This is a genomic window from Pseudomonas taiwanensis DSM 21245 (assembly GCF_000425785.1).
GTDB classification, from domain to species: Bacteria; Pseudomonadota; Gammaproteobacteria; order Pseudomonadales; family Pseudomonadaceae; genus Aquipseudomonas; species Aquipseudomonas taiwanensis.
Genome location: NZ_AUEC01000032.1, coordinates 13,487 through 32,836, shown reverse-complemented (window position 1 = coordinate 32,836; position 19,350 = coordinate 13,487). Strand labels below are relative to the sequence as shown.

The following is a 19,350-nucleotide window of genomic DNA, read 5'->3' as shown; positions in this document are numbered from 1 at the left end:
CGAGTTTACCTGGCTTGAAGGCGGGCATGGGGCAACTCGGCGGCCTGCTCTTGCCGGAGCTTGCGCACCATATGGATGTAGGCCACACCCAGCCCGCCAACGGACCAGTAGATCACCGGAATCACGGTGATGCTGCTGACGGTAAAGATAATGACCATGATGCCCAGCAGCGTGGCCAGCAGCGCCCTTCCTAGAAGGCGTTGTTTATCGTCCTTGTCGGGGAATGCCCGCATCGATCTGCGGATGCCCATCAGGATGACCACGAAGAAGGCGATGAACAGCGCAAGCCCCACCATGCCGACCCGCAACGCCAGGCTGACATAAGTGTTGACGATATCGATGATGCCTTGGCCCTGGATCATCGACTGCATCTCGGGGGTGCTGCGGAAGTCGAACGAGCCGAACCAGGGGTTGCGCTGGATGACGATCCAGGAGTTGTCGATCAGGCGCTGGCGGTAGGTGATGTTCTCGGTTTCGATGTTGCCAATGAAGGGCAGCAGGTTCAGCACTTTTTCTCCGCCCGGTATCACGGTGAGCAGGGGCACGCACAGCACACCGGCCAGGCCGAGCAGGATGAAGCGCCTGACCGCGCCCCGGCCTGTGGCGATGAAGGCCGCGACGATGACCCCAGCGCCGATCCAGGGGCCGCGCGACAGGGGCGCGAACAACCCGGCCGCCAGCAGCAGGGCGCCCAGGTAGCGATGGATGGGTTTGCGAACATAGGCCTGCACGAACAGGAACAAGCCAATCGCCACGCTGATCACGTAGCCCAGCACGATGGCCTGGCCGGTGGTGGCGCTCGCGCGCAGCGAGCCTCCACGGCTCAGGTAGCTGCTCATGCTCCAGGGCACGCCCATTGCGTCGGTCAGTGCGTTGTACAGCAGCCAGTGACGTGCGTACTCGGCCACGCCGATGATCGACAGTAGGAACGAGGCCAGCACGAAGGCCAGCAGGGCATCCTTGAAGTCTTCCAGGTCCTTCAGCGCGCGGCTGGCGACGTAGTAGGGCAGGAACATGTCCACATACAGGTACAGCGCCTGACGCAGCGTGTCGGTGACGGTGGTTTCGCGCAGCGACAGTACGCACATCAGCAGCATGCTCGCCGCCAGCAACTTGTCGGGCCAACTGCGACCGAAGGGTTGGGTGTCGCCTTGCTTGCTCAGTGCCCATGCCGCGGGCAGTAGCACGCAGAGGGTGAGCAGGCGCACATGGGTGAGGTCGACCAGGTAATTGATCAAGCCAAAGCCGGGTATCGGTACAGCGGCTGGTGGAATCAGGAACAACAACATGAAGAACAACGCCATCGGGTTGCGTTCGCGACGCCCGGCCAGGCTCATGATGACCGCACCCGCCAGGGCATAAAGCCAGAAACTATGGGAAAAGAACGCCAGCAGTGTCAGGCCGAACCATAGGTTACGGCGACGTTTGAAGTCCCGCTCCGGGATCAGGTCTGTCGCTGGTCGGCGCGCCAGCACGAATACGACGCACGCCAGGAACAGAATGACGATCAGGGCACGTAAATGTTCAGGCATTGGCTGAGGGCACCTATCCCTTGGTGGAGGTCGGCTAGCATCATGGCTGATTGAAACTATAGTGAACTGTAGCGCTATCGGTTGGAGATTGAAGCCGTGCCGGCGATTCATCTGCTGGCATTGGCGAACCTGCAGCAAGCCGGTCAGGGCTCGGCATAGAAACGGGCACCGAGGCAGGATTCGCGCTTTCCAATGGCTGGGACGCCTCTCGATAACACTTGGCATAGGTCCGGGGATCATGGGGAAGCTTCAGTTTTGTGCGCCATTTCTGGGTCGTAGGCGGTTTCTACGCAATTGCGTCCTGCTGGGCATTGGGGGCGCGGTATTCGGCACCGTTTCGCGGGCGACGCCAAAGCCGCAGGCCAAGTCCGAGTTCGTCGTCATCAATGGATGGGTATTGCCATCTCAGTACTTCCGGGACGGGCAGGCATGATCAAGGACTATCAAACGCAAAAAGAACTGCGTGACGCCTATGATTTCTGCGTTGTCGGTGCAGGCCCGGCCGGTATAACCCTGGCGACACGCCTGGCCAAGGCCGGTTGGCTCGTGGCGCTGCTGGAAGGCGGCGGAGTCGAACACTCGGAACGCTCCCATGCGCTCTACACGTGTACTTCCACAGGCCTTGAGTTGTACCCGGCCGAGACACGTCTGCGTTTTCTGGGGGGTACGTCCAACCATTGGGCGGGCCGCTGCCGTCCTTTCACACCCTCCGATTTCGCCGTTGCGCCCCCCGGCGACTTGCCGGGTTGGCCCATCCCCTATTCGGAGGTGGAGCGCTACCTGCCAGCGGCGATGGACATTGTCGACCTGCCTAAAGGGGCCGACTTTCGCCCGATAAATACCGGCCTCAAAGGCGGTGATTTCGAGGCTGACGTGTTTCTGCTCAGCCCCCCGACGCGCTTTGCACAAAAATACGAAGCGGAACTCAAGCAGACCGATGGCCTGGATGTGTTCATCAACTGCAACTGTGTCGACCTGGAGTTCGACAGCGCCTCGGGCAGCGTGACAGCCGTGGTGGTGTCGGACTACGACCGTCAACGCGAGCGTCTGAAGGCCAAGCACTTCATCTTGGCCACGGGCGCCATCGAGAACGCCAGGCAGTTGCTAAACAGCAAGTCCCTTCAGCAGGCGGGTATCGCCAACAAGGAAGGTTGGGTCGGGCGTTGCTTCATGGAGCATCTGAATGTCGACCTAGGTTCTTTCATCCTGAAGGAGGGGCAAGCCACCGACCGCCGCCAGTACTACACCACCGATGCTTTCGTCGCCGAGTATCACGCTGGCAAGGGCAATGTTTCGGCGACCGTGGTGGAGGAGGTGCAAGCCTACGGGCGGACCGCCGAAGTCAAGAACTTCCTCGAGAACCTGGCATGCGATTGGGGCGTGGCCAGCAAGATCGAATGGATTGCACAGTTCAGTTGTCCAGGTGACGGCGTAATCGGGACGATGATCGAGCAGTTCCCCAACGCGCAGAGCCGGATCTCGCTGCTGGATGAAAAAGACGCCCTGGGCATGGCCAAGGTGAATGTCAATTGGGTGCTCAGCCCTACCGATCGACACACCATCAAGTGCATTGGCAGTGAGCTCGCCAAGCAGTTCGCCGAAGCGCAACTTGGCTTCGTCAAGCTCAACCCATTCGTCTACGACACCTCCATACCCCTGAAAATGTCGCCGCACGCCCATCACATGGGCACAACGCGCATGGCTGCATCGGCGCAGCACGGGGTCGTGGATACCGACTGCAAGGTTTTTGGGACCGAGAATCTCTACGTGGCAGGGAGCAGCATCTTTGCCACCGGCGGGGCTTCGAACCCGACCATGCCACTGCTGCAATTCGCGCTGCGGCTGGTGGATCACCTCAATGACAAAATGCGCACGACGAGCCGAACGGTTGTCTGAAGGAGGGCAATGGCGCCAGTGGGGCGCGACAGCGACAGCGCGGTTGATAACGGGTTGAGTGCGAGGCGGTCAGTACCAACAAGAACGAGACCGAAGTCGCCTCAGGGACAGTCCATGATCGCATTACGTGCGAGGCCAGCAACATGATCGGATGGATACGCAGCGCTTTGAAGCATTACGCACTCTCAACAGGACGTGGCGGTTCGCTTTACAAAAAGATTTGCCACCCCAATGCCAGGGATTGGGGAGAGTACCTGACACGCTGGGGCAAGTTCTACTCGGTTGGGGGCAACCTGCATGTGAACGTGGGCTGCAACGTGACGGACCCTGTGCTGGTGCGTCTGGGCACCAACGTGGGGCTGTCGGACTGTACCCTTTTGGGCCACGATGGCGTCGCCGCCTTGATTGGCGTGTGCTATGGCAAGCATCTGGATTCGGTGGGCTATATCGACATTCGCGACAACTGCTTCATCGGCCACGGGGTCATCGTCATGCCCCGGGTGACCATCGGGCCCGACTCGGTCGTTGCCGCAGGTGCCGTGGTCACCAAGGACGTCCCGCCCGGAACGGTGGTGGGCGGCAACCCGGCCAAATTCATCTGCACCACCGAAGAACTGATCGAGCGAGTAGAGCGGCGCTGTGAGGCATACCCGTGGGCCGACCTGATCAAGCAGCGCAAAAGTGGCTATGACCCGGTAATGGAACCGAAGCTGGCGGCCATGCGGCGCGAGTATTTCTTCGGGGAGGGCAACAATGGATAGAAAGCCCGTCGATGTGATGGTGGTGAACTTCAACACGGCATCCTTGCTGCAGCCGATGTTCGATGCCCTGCGCAAGGCCAGGGGCGAACAGCTGGCAAGTTACCTGGTGGTGGACAACGCCTCGGTCGACGACTCGGTGGCGCGAATGGCCCAGGTCTGCCCCCAGGCATTGTTGGTCAGCAACAAGCACAATGTCGGTTTTGGGCGGGCCAATAACCAACTGCTGGAACACCTGCAGGGTAAGTACGCGCTGTTGCTCAATACCGATGCATTCGTGGCAAGCGACACCCTGGACAAGACTCTCGAATACATGGAGGCCCATCCGGAGTGCGGTGTGCTGGGCGTACGCCTGGTGGGGCGTGACGGTGATCTGCAGCCCTGTTGCCGATACTTTCCGACCCCTTTGAACATCTTCGTCTCCCGAACCGGGCTGGACCGGTTCTTCCCTGGCTTGAAGATGGTCGACGAAATGAGCTGGGACCACGGCACGGTCCGCGAATGCGATTGGCTGCCGGGCTGCTTCTACCTGGTTCGCCGTGAAGTACTCGACCAGGTCGGTCTGTTCGACCCTCGCTACTTCTTGTATTACGAGGAAGTGGACCACTGCAAGCGCGTCAAGGAGGCAGGCTGGAAAGTGGTGTTCTACCCGCACACCACCGTGGTGCATATCGGCGGCGAAAGCTCCAAGTCGGTGGCGGAACTGGAGGCGGCCAGCCGGCAGATTTCCACCTATCAGATTGAAAGCGAACTCCTGTACTTCCGCAAGCACCACGGCGTCACGGGGTTGATCCTGCACATGCTGCTGGTCAGTCTCGGCGATGCGATCCTGGCCCTCAAGGCGCTGTTGAAAGGGCGTGGCTGGGCGGCTATCAAGGCGTGCTGGCTGCATACCCAAGCCACCTGGTCGTCACTGTTCGCGACCCGGTTCGCACGCCAACCCACACGGTAGGTTAAACCATGTTCGAGAACATTCGTGCCGACCTGCGAGCACATGGTGGAGATTGGGGGGCCCAGGGGTTCTGGGTTCTGCTGGTCTACCGGTTCGGTCGCTGGCGCTACGGTGTGCGCCCAGCGATCCTGCGCAAGCTCTGCTCGTTGGTCTACAGAGTGCTGTTCAAGCTGATTCAGATCATCACGGGGGTTGAGTTGCCCTGCGAGGTGGTGATAGGCCGCAATTTCGTCATCGACCATTTTGGCGGCATCGTGATCAGCGGCTACGCGCGCTTTGGCGATGACTGCCGGATTCGCAATGGGGTGGTGGTGGGCTTGAAGAATGTGGAGGAGCCTATCGCGCCGGTGTTCGGCAACAATGTCGACATTGGCACCGGGGCCAAGGTGCTGGGCAATATCCGCATTGGCAACAACGTACTGATCGGCGCCAATGCCGTGGTCCTCACCGACGTGCCGGACAACTGCGCGGCGGTGGGTGTCCCGGCCACCATCAAGGCGAGAAAGCCGGTCGAGGCCAATTTGTGTTCCTGAGGTAGCCGCAGGGCAGCGCGGTAAAAGGCGTGTTTCGTTCAAGGCAGACGAGTGAGGCCCAGGGTGACAGGCATCGGAGTCGTGATAATCGGCCGTAATGAAGGGCTGCGCCTGGAGCGTTGCCTGGCCTCCGTGGCAGGCTGTGCGGACACGGTGGTGTATGTCGACTCGGGGTCCACCGATGGCTCGGTGCAGCACGCCTTGGACCAGGGTGTCGAGGTGGTGTCGCTGGATCTGTCCATCCCGTTCACAGCAGCGCGTGCACGCAACGAAGGCTTTGCCCATTTGCACGGGGTAATGCCGTCGCTGCGCTTGGTACAGTTCGTCGATGGCGATTGCGAAGTGGTCGCCGGTTGGCTTGAGCAAGCCCAGGCTTTTCTGCAGGCGCATCCAGAGGTTGCCGTGGTCTGCGGTCGGCGTCGCGAGCGGTACCCGCGGCATTCGATCTACAACCTGTTGTGCGATCTGGAATGGGACACACCACTGGGTGAAACCAAGGCGTGCGGGGGCGACGCACTGATACGTGCCGAAGCCTTCCTGGCGGTGTCGGGCTTTCGTGCCGACCTCATCGCCGGCGAAGAGCCTGAGATGTGTGTGCGGCTGCGCGCCGGCGGTTGGAAGATCTGGCGACTGGGCGTGGAGATGACCCTGCACGATGCCGACATGACCCGTTTCAGCCAGTGGTGGCGGCGGAGCATGCGAGCGGGTTACGCCTTCGCCCAAGGGGCGCACTTGCATGGCGAGACGCCCGAGCGACATTGGCGCAAAGAATCTCGTCGGGCCTGGTTCTGGGGCCTGGGGCTGCCGCTGGCCAGCGTGGTGGCCAGCCTGTCGTTGGGCAGTGTCGGGCTGCTGCCACTTCTGATCTACCCTTTGCAGACGATGCGCCTGGCACGCCGTGGTGGGCGAACATGGCGTGAGAACTGGCTGCAGGCGGTGTTTCTGGTGCTTGGGAAGTTCCCCGAGATGGTGGGGCAGGCGAAGTTTCTTTTGAACAGGTTCGGCGCTGGCAAATCCGCGCTGATCGAGTACAAGTGAGAAACCCATGACATATCGGTCGATCGTGAAAAGCGTGCTCACACTGCAGCCCGGTTACTCGCTACGGGCACTGAACAACAAGCTCAAGCTGGGAATACTGATCATCAAGCAGCGGGAAGACCTCAAGGCCTTCGTGGCGCGCATGTCGGCAGCACTGGGCCCCAAGGGGTTCAAGGCGCTGGGTTTCGACAGCATTGGCGTGGTGCAGTGGCCCTACATCAGCAAGGCGTGGGAAGCGCCGCAGCGGCTGGATGCGGTAGCGTCGCACTATGAAGTTGTCGCCGAGCAGTTCCCGAGGCTGTTGCTGATGGGGCGTGACGAGCATCAGGTGCTGTGCGATCTGTCGGGGTATTCCAGCCAGTGCACCCTGGTGCTGGACCGGCCTGTCTGGTTCCGGCGCGAGGGGGAGTTGGTGCTCAACCTGTTCCAGGGCGACCTGCGTGTGGCATCACTGGCCTTCAGCCTTGGCGGTACCGGGGGTGAAGTCTTCGTGCTGATCGGTGCCGTGCAGGGAATACACAAGGGTATCGACAGCGAAAGGTCGTTGTGTATCTACCGGGACCTGACCAAGGATTTCGAAGGGCTGCGCCCGAGAAGTTTTTTGATCGAAGTCCTCAAGTGCCTGGCCAGAACCCTTGGCGCTGCCCGTATCTATGCGGTCGGTGACCGCTATCGGCACCATCGTCATCGCTATTTCGGCGCCGAAAAGGCCGACGATCTGGCGGCCAACTACGACACCATCTGGCTGGAGAACGGCGCATCGCCGTCGGAGCGCGAGGACTTCTTCACGATTCCGCTGGAGGCCGCCAGACGCTCGGCCGACGACATCGCCCCGAAAAAGCGGGCGATGTACCGCAGGCGTCACGCCATGCTCGACGATGTGTTTGGCCATATCGAGGGCATGTTCCCCGTTCAACCCGCAGCCTGGCCATCACCACTACAGCAGGGACAGGAAACGTTGCATCACCTGACGAAATCGGGGGACAGGCCAGTGACCAACAGCCTGGAGTAACGGGCTGGAAACGACTGAGCAAGCCTGGTCATTCATCACGCGGGCATCGACTTGGATTCCTATGCGCATTGCTTATTTCATCAATCAGTACCCGAAGGTCAGCCATAGTTTCATTCGACGGGAAATCCTCGCCCTGGAACGCCAGGGCATGGAGATCCAACGCATCGCCCTGCGTGGCTGGGATGCCCAATTGCAGGATGACGAAGACCTCGCAGAACGCGACAAGACCCTCTACGTGCTCAAGGACGGCCTGAAGGGGTTGTTCATGCCGTTGTTTGAGGTATTACGTGCCCAACCGCGGCGCTTCATGTCGGCGCTTGGCCTGGCGCTGCGCCATGGGCGGCGGGCCGACCGCCCCTGGCCGTACCATCTGGTCTACCTGGCCGAGGCCTGCCGTGTAGTGCAGTGGCTGCAGGCATTCGGCGCCGAGCACGTGCATGCGCATTTCGGCACCAACTCCACTGAAGTGGTAATGCTGGCCAACGCCCTGGGCGGGCCGAGCTACAGCTTCACCGTGCACGGGCCGGAAGAGTTCGACAAACCGCAGTTTCTCCATATGGGCGAAAAAGTGCGGCACGCCGCCTTCGTTGCCGCGGTGAGCTCCTATGGGCGCAGCCAGCTTTACCGTTGGGTAGCCCATGAGCATTGGGCGAAGGTGAAAGTGGTGCATTGCGGCCTGGAGCGCTCGTTCCACGAGGTGCCAGCGGTCGACGCGCCGGCGGTGCCTCGGCTGGTGTGCGTGGGGCGGCTGTGCGAGCAAAAGGGGCAATTGCTGTTGCTGGAGGCTGTACGTCTGCTGGCGGCACGGTCGGTGCCGTTCGAGGTGGTACTGGCCGGCGACGGTGAGATGCGTCCACCCATCGAAGCTTTCATTGCGCAGCATGGCTTGCAAGGGCAAGTGCGCATCACCGGCTGGATCAGCAGTGCCCAGGTCCGTGAGGAGATCCTCGCCGCCCGGGCACTGGTGCTGCCCAGTTTTGCCGAGGGCCTACCGGTGGTCATCATGGAGGCGATGGCCTTGCGCAGGCCGGTGTTGACGACCTACGTGGCCGGTATCCCCGAACTGGTCCGCCAGGGCGAGAGTGGCTGGTTGTTCCCGGCAGGTGCAGTGGAAGAATTGGCCGACGCCATGGCCGAATGCCTGGACCAACCTGCCGAGGTACTGCAGAAAATGGGTGATGCGGCGTATCGCCGTGTGTTGCAGCGCCATGATATCGACACCGAAGCGGCCAAGTTGGCTCATTACTTCAGGACCTGCGCATGATTACCGTGCTGGGATGGCTGTTGGTGGCGGTTTCACTGGTCATGCTGCTGCCAGTGCTGGTGCTGTTCACCCAGGTGCTGGCGGCCTGCCTGCCAACACGCTCACCGCCGGTGCTGGCCGGGGCGCGCCCCCGCGTGGCGGTGCTGGTACCGGCGCACAATGAATCACCGGTGATTCGCGCAACGCTCGACAGCATCCGCCCGCAATTGCGCGAGGGCGATCGGTTGCTGGTGGTGGCGGACAATTGCACCGACGACACAGCGGCACTGGCGCGTTGCACGGGGGCGCAAGTGGTCGAGCGCCAGCATGCGCACCTGCGCGGCAAGGGTTATGCGTTGGACTTCGGCGTGCGCCACTTGAAGGATGACGCGCCTGAGGTGCTCATCATCATCGACGCCGATTGCCGGGTGGCAGAGGGTGCTATCGAACGTCTGGCGTGCGCCTGCGCTGCAGCCGATCGGCCGGTGCAAGCGCTCTACCTGATGCATGCACCCCAGGGGGCGGGGCTGAAGGTTCAGGTCGCCGAATTTGCCTGGCGTGTGAAGAACCTTGTGCGCCCCCGGGGCTGGGCTCGATTGGGCCTGCCGTGCCAGCTCATGGGAGCAGGGATGGCATTGCCCTGGCATGCGCTGGCCTTGGTCGACTTGGCCAACGGGCATCTGGTCGAGGATCTGAAGCTGGGCTTGGATTTCTGCCAGCGCGGCAAACCGCCTGTGTTCTGCAGCGATGCGCAGGTCACCAGTGTCTTTCCGAGCAGTCAGGAGGGTTTGAACACCCAACGCACCCGTTGGGAGCACGGTCATCTGGGCGTGCTGCTGGCGGATGCCCCCAGGCGACTTGCGGCTGCCTTCACGCAACGCAACGGCGCACTGCTGGCCATGGCCCTGGACCTGATGGTGCCGCCGCTGGCGCTGCTGACGCTTTCCTGGGTGGCGCTGTTCTGCATTTCATGGCTGGCGGGCGTGTTGTTCGGGACCTGGCTGGCGGCCGTGATCGCCAGTGCTGCGATGGGGCTGCTGATGGGGGCGGTGTGGCTGGCGTGGTGGCGCTTCGCACGGCGTTTGATCTCGTTTTCGGTGCTGCTGTACGCACCGTTCTATGCCGCCAGGAAGATCCCTCTGTACCTGGGTTTTCTGATCAAGCGCCAGGTCGATTGGGTGCGCTCGAAGAGGGACGACGGCTGATGGACAAGCACCCCTGGCAACAGCGCTGGAAGACGATCCTCGGCAAGTTGCGGGTGGTCAGCGATCCGGCGGACGAGCAGCGGATACTGGCAGCGCTGTCAGCGCCACTGGCGCCGACCGTGCTGGGTTTCGTCAACGCCCATGCCATGAACCTGGTGGTGGGTGATGCGCAATACGGCCATGCGTTGTCAGGCGCTGACGTGCTGCTGAGGGACGGGGCAGGCATGTCGATCCTCTATCGCCAGCTGGGCCTGGACCCTGGCCTGAACATGAACGGCACCGACTTCATCCCAAAACTGTTGCAGAGCTACAAGGGGCGTCGCGTGGCGTTCTGGGGGACCCAGGAACCCTTCCTGAGCCAGGCGGTGGCACACGCTGCGAGCGTTCATGGCGTAGTGCCTGTTTCGATTCACCATGGTTTCGCCGATGCCGACACTTATCTCGAACTGGCGCGCGTGGTCCGCCCGGAGCTGATCGTTCTGGGCATGGGCATGCCTAAACAGGAGGCCGTTGCCGTCCAGCTGGCGCGGGCTGCCTCGCCGTGTCTGATTGTCTGTGGTGGGGCCATCCTGGATTTCCTGGGGGGCAAGGTCACCCGCGCGCCCCGCTGGATACGGCGCCTGGGCGGCGAATGGGCGTTCCGCTTGTTCAGGGAGCCTAAACGGTTGTTCGTGCGCTATGTGCTGGGCAATCCGCTGTTTCTGCTGCGCACCTGGTTGCTTAGCCGGCGGGGCGTGTGAACCGGCCAAAAGCAAGGGCAGGAGGGCACTGCGACCACGCGGGTGACACGGCGCTGCTACAGTTGATTACAACCGCCTCGTTGGCGGGCTGGGGTGGGGCTTTCATTGGGCGTCGGGCTTTCAGGCACTGAAAGCGGCTGTTGCGCCCGTTGAAGCGGATGCAAAGACGTTTGCTACGCTCACATAGATGAGGTCGGAGAATGGTTTTCGAACCCAGAAGCAGTCGCTCCTTACTCCAGCGCAGAAGCAGCGTCAGCAACGCCATTCAAGCTGGCCTCGATGGAATCGCCGTCACCGGTATCGCCTGGTACTTGATCTACACCCAGTTCGGCTACATCACTTCCGACTACGTCATCATGCTGCTGTTGCTGATCGGCGCGCTGGCGGTGGTCTACGACCACTATGCGATCTACCGCAGCAATGCCAAGCTCAGCATCAAGGCCTTCAGGCTGTTCAAGGCTTGGTCGGTCACGTTCTGCTTTCTCGTGGTCATGGCGTTTCTCACCAAGCAAAGCGAGACCTACTCGCGCTTACTGGTGGGCAAGCTGTTCGTGATCGGTTACTTCGCCCAATTATTCCTGCACATCGCCGTGCGCGAGGTACAGAAGCGCTTCATGACACACGGGCTGGACAATGCCCTGATCATCGGCACAGGGGAGCTGGCCAACTTCCTGCATCAGAAGATCAGCAACAACCCTTGGCTTGGCGAGCGGGTAGTGGGCTGTGTGCTGATGGAGGCGGGGCAGGACAATGGCAAGGACGGCGTTGACGGCAAGCAGCGCTTGCCGGTGCTCGGGCATGTTGGCGACCTCGATGAAATCGTCACGCGCCATGCGGTGCGCACGGTCTACCTGGTCACCCCCTTGGGCGGATCGGAGGTCATCAGCGAGGTTTACCTCAAGCTGCTCGACAGGTGCATCGCCGTCAACTGGGTGCCTGACATCTTCTCGCTGCGCCTGATCAACCACAGTGTGCGTGAAATTGCCGGTATTCCCGTGTTGACCTTGTCCGAGACGCCGTTGACGGGGATGAGCCTGTTCCTCAAGAACCTGGAGGACAGGGTGCTTGCCGCGCTGATCGTGCTGTGTGCATCACCGGTTCTGTTGGCGATTGCCGCTGCCATCAAGCTGGACAGCCCGGGGCCGGTGTTCTTCCGCCAGGAACGCACCGGCTGGACCGGCGAATCGTTCCGCATCTGGAAGTTCCGCAGCATGCACGTCCACCAGCCGGAAGCTGGCGTGGTCAAACAGGCGCAAAAGAACGACCCACGGCTGACCCGGGTAGGCGCATTCATCCGCCGCACCAGCCTGGATGAACTGCCGCAACTGTTCAATGTGCTGACAGGTGAAATGTCGCTGGTGGGGCCGCGTCCCCATGCCCTGCAACATGATTCGCTGTATTCCCAGGACATCGTGGATTACTTCGCGCGCCACAACATCAAACCGGGTATGACCGGTTTGGCCCAGGTGCGCGGCTTCCGTGGGGAAACCAAAGACATCGAACAGATGATCCAGCGCGTGGACTCCGATATCGAGTACATCAACAACTGGTCGTTGTGGTTGGACTTCGTGATTCTGGTGCGAACGCTCAATGCCTTTACGGGCAAGCACGCCTATTGAAGCCATCAGGGCTGCCCAGTCGCAGCTTGGAGCTTCCGCTGAGCATTGCTTCAGTCCTGAGCGTGCAGAGGGTGTAACGCCCGAAACCCTTCGGCTTCTTCGACCAGCCAGTCATGCACCGCACGCGCCCCTGGCTGGCTCAAACCGCCAGGCGCGTAGTGCAGGACATAGCGTTTGTGGTTGGCGATCGGTACACCGAACGGCACGATCAGCGCGCCTCGTTCGAGTTCGTCGTTGAGCAGTGTGCGCCGGGCGATGGCGACGCCAATGCCGGCAATGGCGGCTTCGATGGTCAGGTGGTTGCGGTTGAAGGTATGGCCGCGGCGTACATCCAGTCCACGGGCACCAATGCCGTCCAGGTAGAACTCCCACTCGGCATACTCGGAACTGCCGCGCCAGGCCGTGATGTCGTGCAGCAAGGGGTAGTGCACCAAGTCCGCTGGCCCGTGCAACGGTGGGCGCCCCCTTAACAGCGCGGGCGAACAGACCGGGAAGATCTGCTCGTCCAGCAATGGCGTCGACAGCATGCCGGGATAGCTGCCGTCGTTCAGGTCGATGGCCAGATCGAAATCATCCGGGTGCAATGCCTGGGCACTGTCCTCGGCCACCAGGCGCAGTTCGATATCCGGGTAGCGCTGTTGGAAGCGTGGCAGGCGAGGGGTGAGCCATTTAGCCAGGAAGGAAGGAATCGAACGCACGCGCAAGGTGCCACGAATCTCCCCGGCATCCAGGCGCAGCAACTCGGCCTCGATGCTGCCATAGGCTTCGGCCACGGTCTGGGCCAGGCGCTGGCCCTCGGCACTCAGTTCCACGCCCCGCGCCCGGCGCAGGAACAGCTGGTAACCCAGGCGCTCTTCGAGCTGGCGCATCTGCTGGCTGACGGCGCCGGGGGTGATGTGCAGTTCCTGGGCGCAGCGGGTGAAAGACAGGTGTCGGGCCGCACAGGAGAACACATGCAGCCAGACGAACGTCTGGCCATTGAGTTGTCGTCTCATCGTTTAGTTAAGCTAAAGCCTTGCTTAGAAAGTTTCGTTGGTCATCCGAAGGTATGCGCGGCAGTATCGCGCAACTTCGTATCACCGTTCAATTTTTCCGGAGGTCCGTGCAGCGGCGTACGTGGCTGGCACGGTCAGGCATTAGCATGACTATCAGTGTTTTCGACCTATTCAAAATCGGCATCGGCCCGTCCAGCTCTCACACAGTGGGCCCGATGCGCGCGGCGGCAAGCTTTGCCCTGGCCCTGCGTGAGCAGGGGTTGCTGGGGCGGATTCGTCGGGTACAGGTGCGTCTTTACGGCTCGCTGTCGGCCACCGGCGTGGGTCATGCTACAGACCGCGCGTGCCTGCTCGGCCTGATGGGTCAGTGGCCGGACCGCATCGACCCGGCAACCATCGAGCCGCGAATCGGGCAACTGATGCAAGAGCGATGTCTGATGCTCGATGGCAGCCACCCGCTTGCGTTCGACTATGACCGCGACATGCTGTTGCTGGACGAAAGCCTGCCGTACCACCCCAATGCCATGACCTTGGAGGCACAGGGTGAACAAGGGCTGCTGTTCAGCCAGACCTACTACTCGATTGGCGGTGGCTTCATCGTCGAGCAGGGCGAAATCGACGCACCGCGCGACGACGCGCATCGCGTTACCTTGCCCTACGAGTTCTCCAGCGCCGACCAACTGTTGGCCTTGTGCAAGGCCCACGGCCTGAGTGTCAGCCAGTTGATGATGGCCAACGAGCGCGCCTGGCGTTGCGAGGAGGACGTGCGCCAGGGCCTGTTGGGTATCTGGTCGGCCATGCGCGAGTGTGTCGCCAATGGGCTGCGCAACGAAGGCACCCTGCCGGGCGGGCTAAACGTCAAGCGCCGCGCCGCACGCCTGCACCGCAGCCTGCAGGAGCTGGGCAAGCCCAATGTCATCGGCTCGACCCTGAGTGCAATGGAGTGGGTGAACTTGTTCGCCCTGGCGGTGAATGAAGAAAACGCTGCCGGTGGTCGTATGGTCACTGCACCCACCAACGGTGCGGCAGGGATCATTCCGGCGGTGCTGCACTACTACATGAAGTTCAACCCCGACGCCTGCGATGACGATGTGGTGGCATTTCTGCTGGCGGCCGCTGCGGTTGGCATCCTGTGCAAGAAGAACGCGTCGATCTCGGGTGCCGAGGTGGGGTGCCAGGGGGAGGTGGGTTCGGCCTGCTCGATGGCTGCCGCCGGTCTGGCCGAGGTGCTCGGCGCCACTCCCGCGCAACTGGAGAACGCTGCGGAGATTGCCTTGGAGCACAACCTGGGCCTGACCTGCGATCCGGTCGGTGGTCTGGTACAGGTGCCTTGCATCGAGCGCAATGCCATTGCTGCGGTGAAGGCAATCAATGCCGTGCAGATGGCCCTGCGCGGCGATGGCGAGCATTTCATTTCCCTTGACCGCGTAATCCGCACCATGCGCGACACGGGGGCAGACATGCATGCCAATTACAAGGAAACCTCGCGAGGTGGTTTGGCGGTGGCGTTCGTGGAATGCTGAAGACGCGCTGAAATATGATTGTTAAATGGCATGTAAGACAATAGGTTACAGTCGATACTTTGAGTAAATTATCGGAAAAGTATCTACTTAAAGTCATATCTCAGATCTGGTGCTTAAAGCATTGAATGTATTGCTGATAAGTCGGAGAGGCTGCACCGCGTCGAGTTCTTCGCGGGTAAACCCGCTTTTGCCTTGATCGGCGTGGAACAACCGAAGGAGCGAGCCTTGTTCGCGATGCGTCGCGTAAGCAGCGCTCGATCCCACGCCAGCCCCATATCGGCGAACAAAAAGAGCATCGCGGGCGAGGCTCGCTCCCCCAGGGTGAAGCGGCCTTCTTAACCGAGTACCTCCCTCAAGCGGTACCACAGCATCCCCAATGCCAGCAGCGGTGAACGCAGCGCCTTGCCACCCGGGAAGGTCAGATGCGGAACGGCGCTGAATACATCCAGGCCCTGGCTTTGCCCAACTGCAATCGACTCCGCGAGCAGTTTCGCAGTCCAGTGAGTCACGTTCAGGCCGTGGCCGGAGTAACCCTGTGCGTAGTACACGTTCGGATGCTGGCTCAAGCGCCCGACCTGAGGGAATCGGTTGGCGGTGATGCCGATCATGCCGCCCCACTGGTAATCGATGCGTACGTCTGCCAACTGGGGAAACACCTTGAGGACCTTCGGCCGCATGTAGGCCGCAATGTCCTTCGGATCGCGCCCCGAGTAGTGGCACGCGCCGCCGAACAGCAGGCGGCGGTCGGCGGTAAGGCGGTAGTAATCCAGGCCGACTTTCTGGTCGCACAGCGCCATGTTCTGAGGGATCAGCGTGCTGGCAAGCGAGTCGGGCAGCGGTTCTGTCGCCACCACATAGCTGCCAGCGGGCAGTACCTTGCCGCTCAGGCGCGGCTCCAAGTCGTCCAGGTGAGCGTTGCAACCCAATACCAGGCTTTGCGCGCGCACTTTGCCGCGCGCGGTGTGCAAGGTCACCGTGGTGCCATGTTCGATGCGCAGCACCGGGCTCTGCTCGAAGATCCGTACGCCCAGGGCCTGGGCGGCCCGCGCTTCGCCCTGGACCAGGTCCAGTGGGTGCAGGTGGCCGGACCCCATATCCACCAGTCCGCCGGCGTACTGGTCACTGGCGACCACCTCATGCAGGTGTTCGGGGCCCACCAGGCGGGTTTCGTGGCGATAGCCAAGCGCTGCCAGTTCAGCTTGTTCATCCTGGAAGGCCGCGAACTGGGCAGGTGTGTTGGCCAGTTCGCAGAAGCCCCAGCGCAAGTCGCAGGCGATGGCATATTGTTCGATACGGCGGGCGACCAGGGCCACCGAATCGATGCCGGCGTGCTTCAGGTAACGCACGCCTTCCTGGCCCACATAGCGGGCGAACCCGCTGACATCGTGGCCGATACCGCGAATCAACTGACCGCCATTGCGCCCGCTGGCGCCCCAGCCGATGCGCCGGGCTTCCAGCAAGACCACCGAGAGGCCGCGTTCGGCCAGTTCCAGTGCGGTATTGACCCCGGTCAGGCCACCGCCGACCACGCACACATCGGCTGTCAGTTCGGTATCGAGGCTGGGGTAAGGTGCAGTGCTACGCGCCGTGGCGGCATAGTAGGACGCAGTGTGTTGGGTATTCAGAGGCATGGCGCGAACTCGCTCAGCGGTTGGACTTGATCTTGCTCCAGGAGCGGGTCATGACACGCATGATCTTCGGGCTCGGCGTGCTCGACACATACAGCTTGTCGAGTACCTCCTGAGGCGGATAGATCTCGGGGTTGTTGACCAGCGACTCGTCCATGTAGGCCTTGGCATCGGGGTTGGCGTTGGCGTAGCCGACTGTGGCGCTGACCTTGGCGATCACCTGTGGGTCAAGCAGATAGTTGATGAAGGCCAAGGCCTGTTCCGGATTGTTGGCATCCTTGGGAATGGCCAGCAGGTCGAACCACAGGTTGCTGCCTTCCTTGGGGATGCTATAGGCGATTTTCACGCCGTTCTTGGCCTCGATGGCCCGGTTGGCGGCCTGGAACACATCGCCGGAATAACCAAAGGCTACGCAGACATCGCCGTTGGCCAGGTCGGACACGTATTTGGAGGAATGGAAGTAGGTGATGGAGGGGCGCAGTTCCAGCAAGCGGGCTTCGGCTTTTTCATAGTCTTTCGGGTTTTCGCTGCGCGGATCCATACCCAGGTAGTTGAGCACGGCCGGGAACAGTTCGTCCGGCGAGTCCATGAATGCCACCCCACATTGCTTGAGTTTCTTGAGGTTCTCGGGCTCGAACAGCACAGCCCAGGAGTCGATCTTGTCGATGCCAAGCGCGGCCTTGACCTTGTCGACGTTGTAGCCAATGCCGTTGGTGCCCCACAGATACGGCACCGCGTACTGGTTGCCCGGATCGTTTTGTTCAAGTTGTTTCAGCAATTTGGGGTCCAAGTGCTTGAAATTCGGTAACTTGCTGCGGTCCAGTGGCAAAAAGGCGCCGGCCTTGGCCTGCCGGGCGAGGAAGTGGTTCGAGGGCACCACCACGTCGTAGCCGGTGCGGCCAGCCAGCAGCTTGCCTTCGAGGGTCTCGTTGGAGTCGAAGACGTCATAGACCACCTTGATTCCGCTGCTGGCCTGGAAGTCTGCCAGCGTGGTGTCGCCGATGTAGTCGGTCCAGTTGTACACGCTCACGGTGGGCTGGGCCTGGGCGGCCGCTGCGAACACCAGGGTGAATGCTGCGGGGATCAGGGACTGCAAATGACGCATGTCGACACCTCGTTGGTCTTTTTCTTTGAGTTGGGTGTAGGGGGCCGCAAGGCGGCCCAGCGCCCCGGTTCGTCGGGCGCTTGCAAGGCGGTTGGGGCGCTGGGCGCCCCGGGGGAATCAAACGCTGAGCAGCAGGAACTCGCGCTCCCAGGAGCTGATCACACGCTTGAAGTTCTCGTGCTCGGCACGTTTGACCGCCACATAGCCCTGGACGAACTGTTTGCCCAGGTATTGCTGCACGGTTTCACAGTCTTCCATATGCTGCAGGGCGTCTTCGATGGTGATCGGCAGGCGCAGGTTGCGTCGCTCGTAGGCGCGGCCCTGCACCGGTGCGCTCGGCGAGATTTTCTCGACCATGCCCAGGTAACCGCACAGCAGGCTCGCGGCGATCGCCAGGTAGGGGTTGGCGTCTGCGCCCGGCAAGCGGTTCTCCACACGCATGGCCTCGGGGCTGGAGGTCGGCACACGCAGGCCGGCGGTACGGTTTTCCTCGCCCCACTCGACGTTCACCGGTGCCGAAGTGTCGGGCAGGAAGCGGCGGAACGAGTTGACGTTCGGAGCGAACATCGGCAGCAGCTTGGGGATGTACTTCTGCAGGCCGCCAATGTGGTGCAGGAACAATTCGCTCATGCTGCCATCGTCGTTGGCGAACACCGGTTTGCCGGTGGCGATGTCGACCACGCTCTGGTGCAGGTGCATCGCGCTGCCTGGCTCATCGGTGATGGGCTTGGCCATGAAAGTGGCCGCCACGTTATGCTTGAGCGCAGCCTCACGCATGGTGCGTTTGAACACCGTGATCTGGTCGGCCAGGTCCAGGGCATCGCCGTGGCGGAAGTTGATCTCCATCTGCGCCGGGCCGTCTTCGTGGATCAGTGTGTCCAGGTCCAGCCCCTGGATCTCGCACCAGTCGTAAACGTCTTCGAACAGCGGGTCGAACTCGTTGGCGGCGTCGATGGAGAACGACTGGCGGCCGCTTTCGGCACGGCCCGAGCGGCCCAGCGGCACTTGCAGCGGCAAGTCCGGGTCTTCGCAACGCTGGGTCAGGTAGAACTCCATCTCGGGCGCGACAATCGGCTGCCAGCCTTTGTCGGCATACAGCTTCAGCACCTTCTTGAGCACGTTGCGCGGCGACAGCTCGATGGGGTTGCCGTGTTTGTCGAAGGTGTCGTGGATGACGATCGCGGTGGGTTCGATGGCCCAAGGGATCTGGTAGACCGCCGTCGGGTCGGGGCGACAGACCATGTCGATGTCGGCGGCATCGAGCAGGTTGTAGTAGATGTCATCGTCGACGTAGTCGCCAGTGACTGTCTGCAGCAAAACGCTCTCTGGCAGGCGCATGCCGCGCTCGTGAAGAAACTTGGCGGTCGGGGCGATCTTGCCGCGAGCGATGCCGGTCAGGTCGCTGATCACGCATTCGACTTCGGTGATCCGGTGTTCTTTCAGCCAAGTGGACAGCTGATCGAAGGGGGCGTTCATACAGACCTCTTGATTGGGTTTTTGTGGCGCGGTGGGGGCCGGTGGCTTCCCAGGTGACGCGCTGAGGGCTATCTTGGTCGCAGCAGCGCGCAGCG

At 61.7% G+C, this 19,350-nt stretch carries 16 protein-coding genes; 11 read left to right on the top strand and 5 right to left on the bottom strand.

Translation table 11 applies throughout. The features are described from left to right. Positions 1–5 precede the first annotated feature (5 nt). Entirely contained in the window at positions 6–1,532 is a 1,527-nt protein-coding gene (locus H620_RS0115080; protein ID WP_027907577.1) for an O-antigen ligase family protein, read from the bottom strand. 429 nt (positions 1,533–1,961) lie between these two features. Between H620_RS0115080 and H620_RS0115075 the strand changes: the two genes are divergently transcribed. From H620_RS0115075 to H620_RS0115030, 10 genes are all read left to right on the top strand, one after another. After that, complete coding sequence (locus H620_RS0115075) at positions 1,962–3,428, top strand: FAD-dependent oxidoreductase (protein WP_023380468.1); 1,467 nt, start codon at positions 1,962–1,964, stop codon at positions 3,426–3,428. Between the two features lie 143 nt (positions 3,429–3,571). After that, positions 3,572–4,189, top strand: coding sequence for an acyltransferase (locus H620_RS0115070; RefSeq protein WP_027907576.1), 618 nt, complete (start codon positions 3,572–3,574; stop codon positions 4,187–4,189). Further along, complete coding sequence (locus H620_RS0115065; RefSeq protein WP_023380470.1) at positions 4,182–5,138, top strand: glycosyltransferase family 2 protein; 957 nt, start codon at positions 4,182–4,184, stop codon at positions 5,136–5,138. The genes H620_RS0115070 and H620_RS0115065 overlap by 8 nt, the downstream gene beginning before the upstream one ends. An 8-nt stretch (positions 5,139–5,146) precedes the next feature. Then, entirely contained in the window at positions 5,147–5,671 is a 525-nt protein-coding gene (locus tag H620_RS0115060; protein ID WP_027907575.1) for a serine O-acetyltransferase, read from the top strand. A gap of 63 nt (positions 5,672–5,734) precedes the next feature. Further along, the gene (locus H620_RS0115055; protein ID WP_041925490.1) at positions 5,735–6,709 is read left to right on the top strand and encodes a glycosyltransferase family 2 protein; all 975 of its coding nucleotides are present in this window, start codon (positions 5,735–5,737) and stop codon (positions 6,707–6,709) included. Positions 6,710–6,716: 7 nt separating this feature from the next. Next, positions 6,717–7,721, top strand: coding sequence for a DUF535 family protein (locus H620_RS0115050; RefSeq protein ID WP_027907573.1), 1,005 nt, complete (start codon positions 6,717–6,719; stop codon positions 7,719–7,721). Positions 7,722–7,782: 61 nt separating this feature from the next. Then, the gene (locus H620_RS0115045) at positions 7,783–8,985 is read left to right on the top strand and encodes a glycosyltransferase (RefSeq protein ID WP_023380474.1); all 1,203 of its coding nucleotides are present in this window, start codon (positions 7,783–7,785) and stop codon (positions 8,983–8,985) included. After that, complete coding sequence (locus H620_RS0115040; protein ID WP_023380475.1) at positions 8,982–10,169, top strand: glycosyltransferase family 2 protein; 1,188 nt, start codon at positions 8,982–8,984, stop codon at positions 10,167–10,169. The genes H620_RS0115045 and H620_RS0115040 overlap by 4 nt, the downstream gene beginning before the upstream one ends. Then, positions 10,169–10,909, top strand: a complete 741-nt coding sequence (locus tag H620_RS0115035; protein WP_023380476.1) for a WecB/TagA/CpsF family glycosyltransferase — start codon at positions 10,169–10,171, stop codon at positions 10,907–10,909. Before H620_RS0115040 ends, H620_RS0115035 begins: the two co-directional genes overlap by 1 nt. A 200-nt stretch (positions 10,910–11,109) precedes the next feature. Further along, positions 11,110–12,528, top strand: a complete 1,419-nt coding sequence (locus H620_RS0115030; protein ID WP_023380478.1) for an undecaprenyl-phosphate glucose phosphotransferase — start codon at positions 11,110–11,112, stop codon at positions 12,526–12,528. A gap of 50 nt (positions 12,529–12,578) precedes the next feature. Here H620_RS0115030 and H620_RS0115025 read toward each other — a convergent pair whose 3' ends face one another. Continuing rightward, positions 12,579–13,523 carry a LysR substrate-binding domain-containing protein gene (locus tag H620_RS0115025; protein WP_023380479.1) on the bottom strand — a complete coding sequence of 315 codons (945 nt, stop codon included), beginning with the start codon at positions 13,521–13,523 and terminating at the stop codon, positions 12,579–12,581. A gap of 146 nt (positions 13,524–13,669) precedes the next feature. Between H620_RS0115025 and H620_RS0115020 the strand changes: the two genes are divergently transcribed. After that, the gene (locus H620_RS0115020; protein WP_027907572.1) at positions 13,670–15,046 is read left to right on the top strand and encodes an L-serine ammonia-lyase; all 1,377 of its coding nucleotides are present in this window, start codon (positions 13,670–13,672) and stop codon (positions 15,044–15,046) included. Positions 15,047–15,381: 335 nt separating this feature from the next. Here the strand turns inward: H620_RS0115020 and H620_RS0115015 are convergent, their stop codons facing one another. The 3 genes from H620_RS0115015 to H620_RS0115005 form a co-directional block, all read right to left on the bottom strand. Continuing rightward, on the bottom strand, positions 15,382–16,677 hold the full coding sequence (locus tag H620_RS0115015) for an NAD(P)/FAD-dependent oxidoreductase (protein ID WP_023380481.1): 1,296 nt from the start codon (positions 16,675–16,677) through the stop codon (positions 15,382–15,384). A 13-nt stretch (positions 16,678–16,690) separates the two neighbouring features. Further along, positions 16,691–17,779, bottom strand: a complete 1,089-nt coding sequence (locus tag H620_RS0115010) for a polyamine ABC transporter substrate-binding protein (RefSeq protein ID WP_027907571.1) — start codon at positions 17,777–17,779, stop codon at positions 16,691–16,693. Between the two features lie 117 nt (positions 17,780–17,896). After that, on the bottom strand, positions 17,897–19,255 hold the full coding sequence (locus H620_RS0115005) for a glutamine synthetase family protein (protein WP_023380483.1): 1,359 nt from the start codon (positions 19,253–19,255) through the stop codon (positions 17,897–17,899). Positions 19,256–19,350 lie beyond the last annotated feature (95 nt).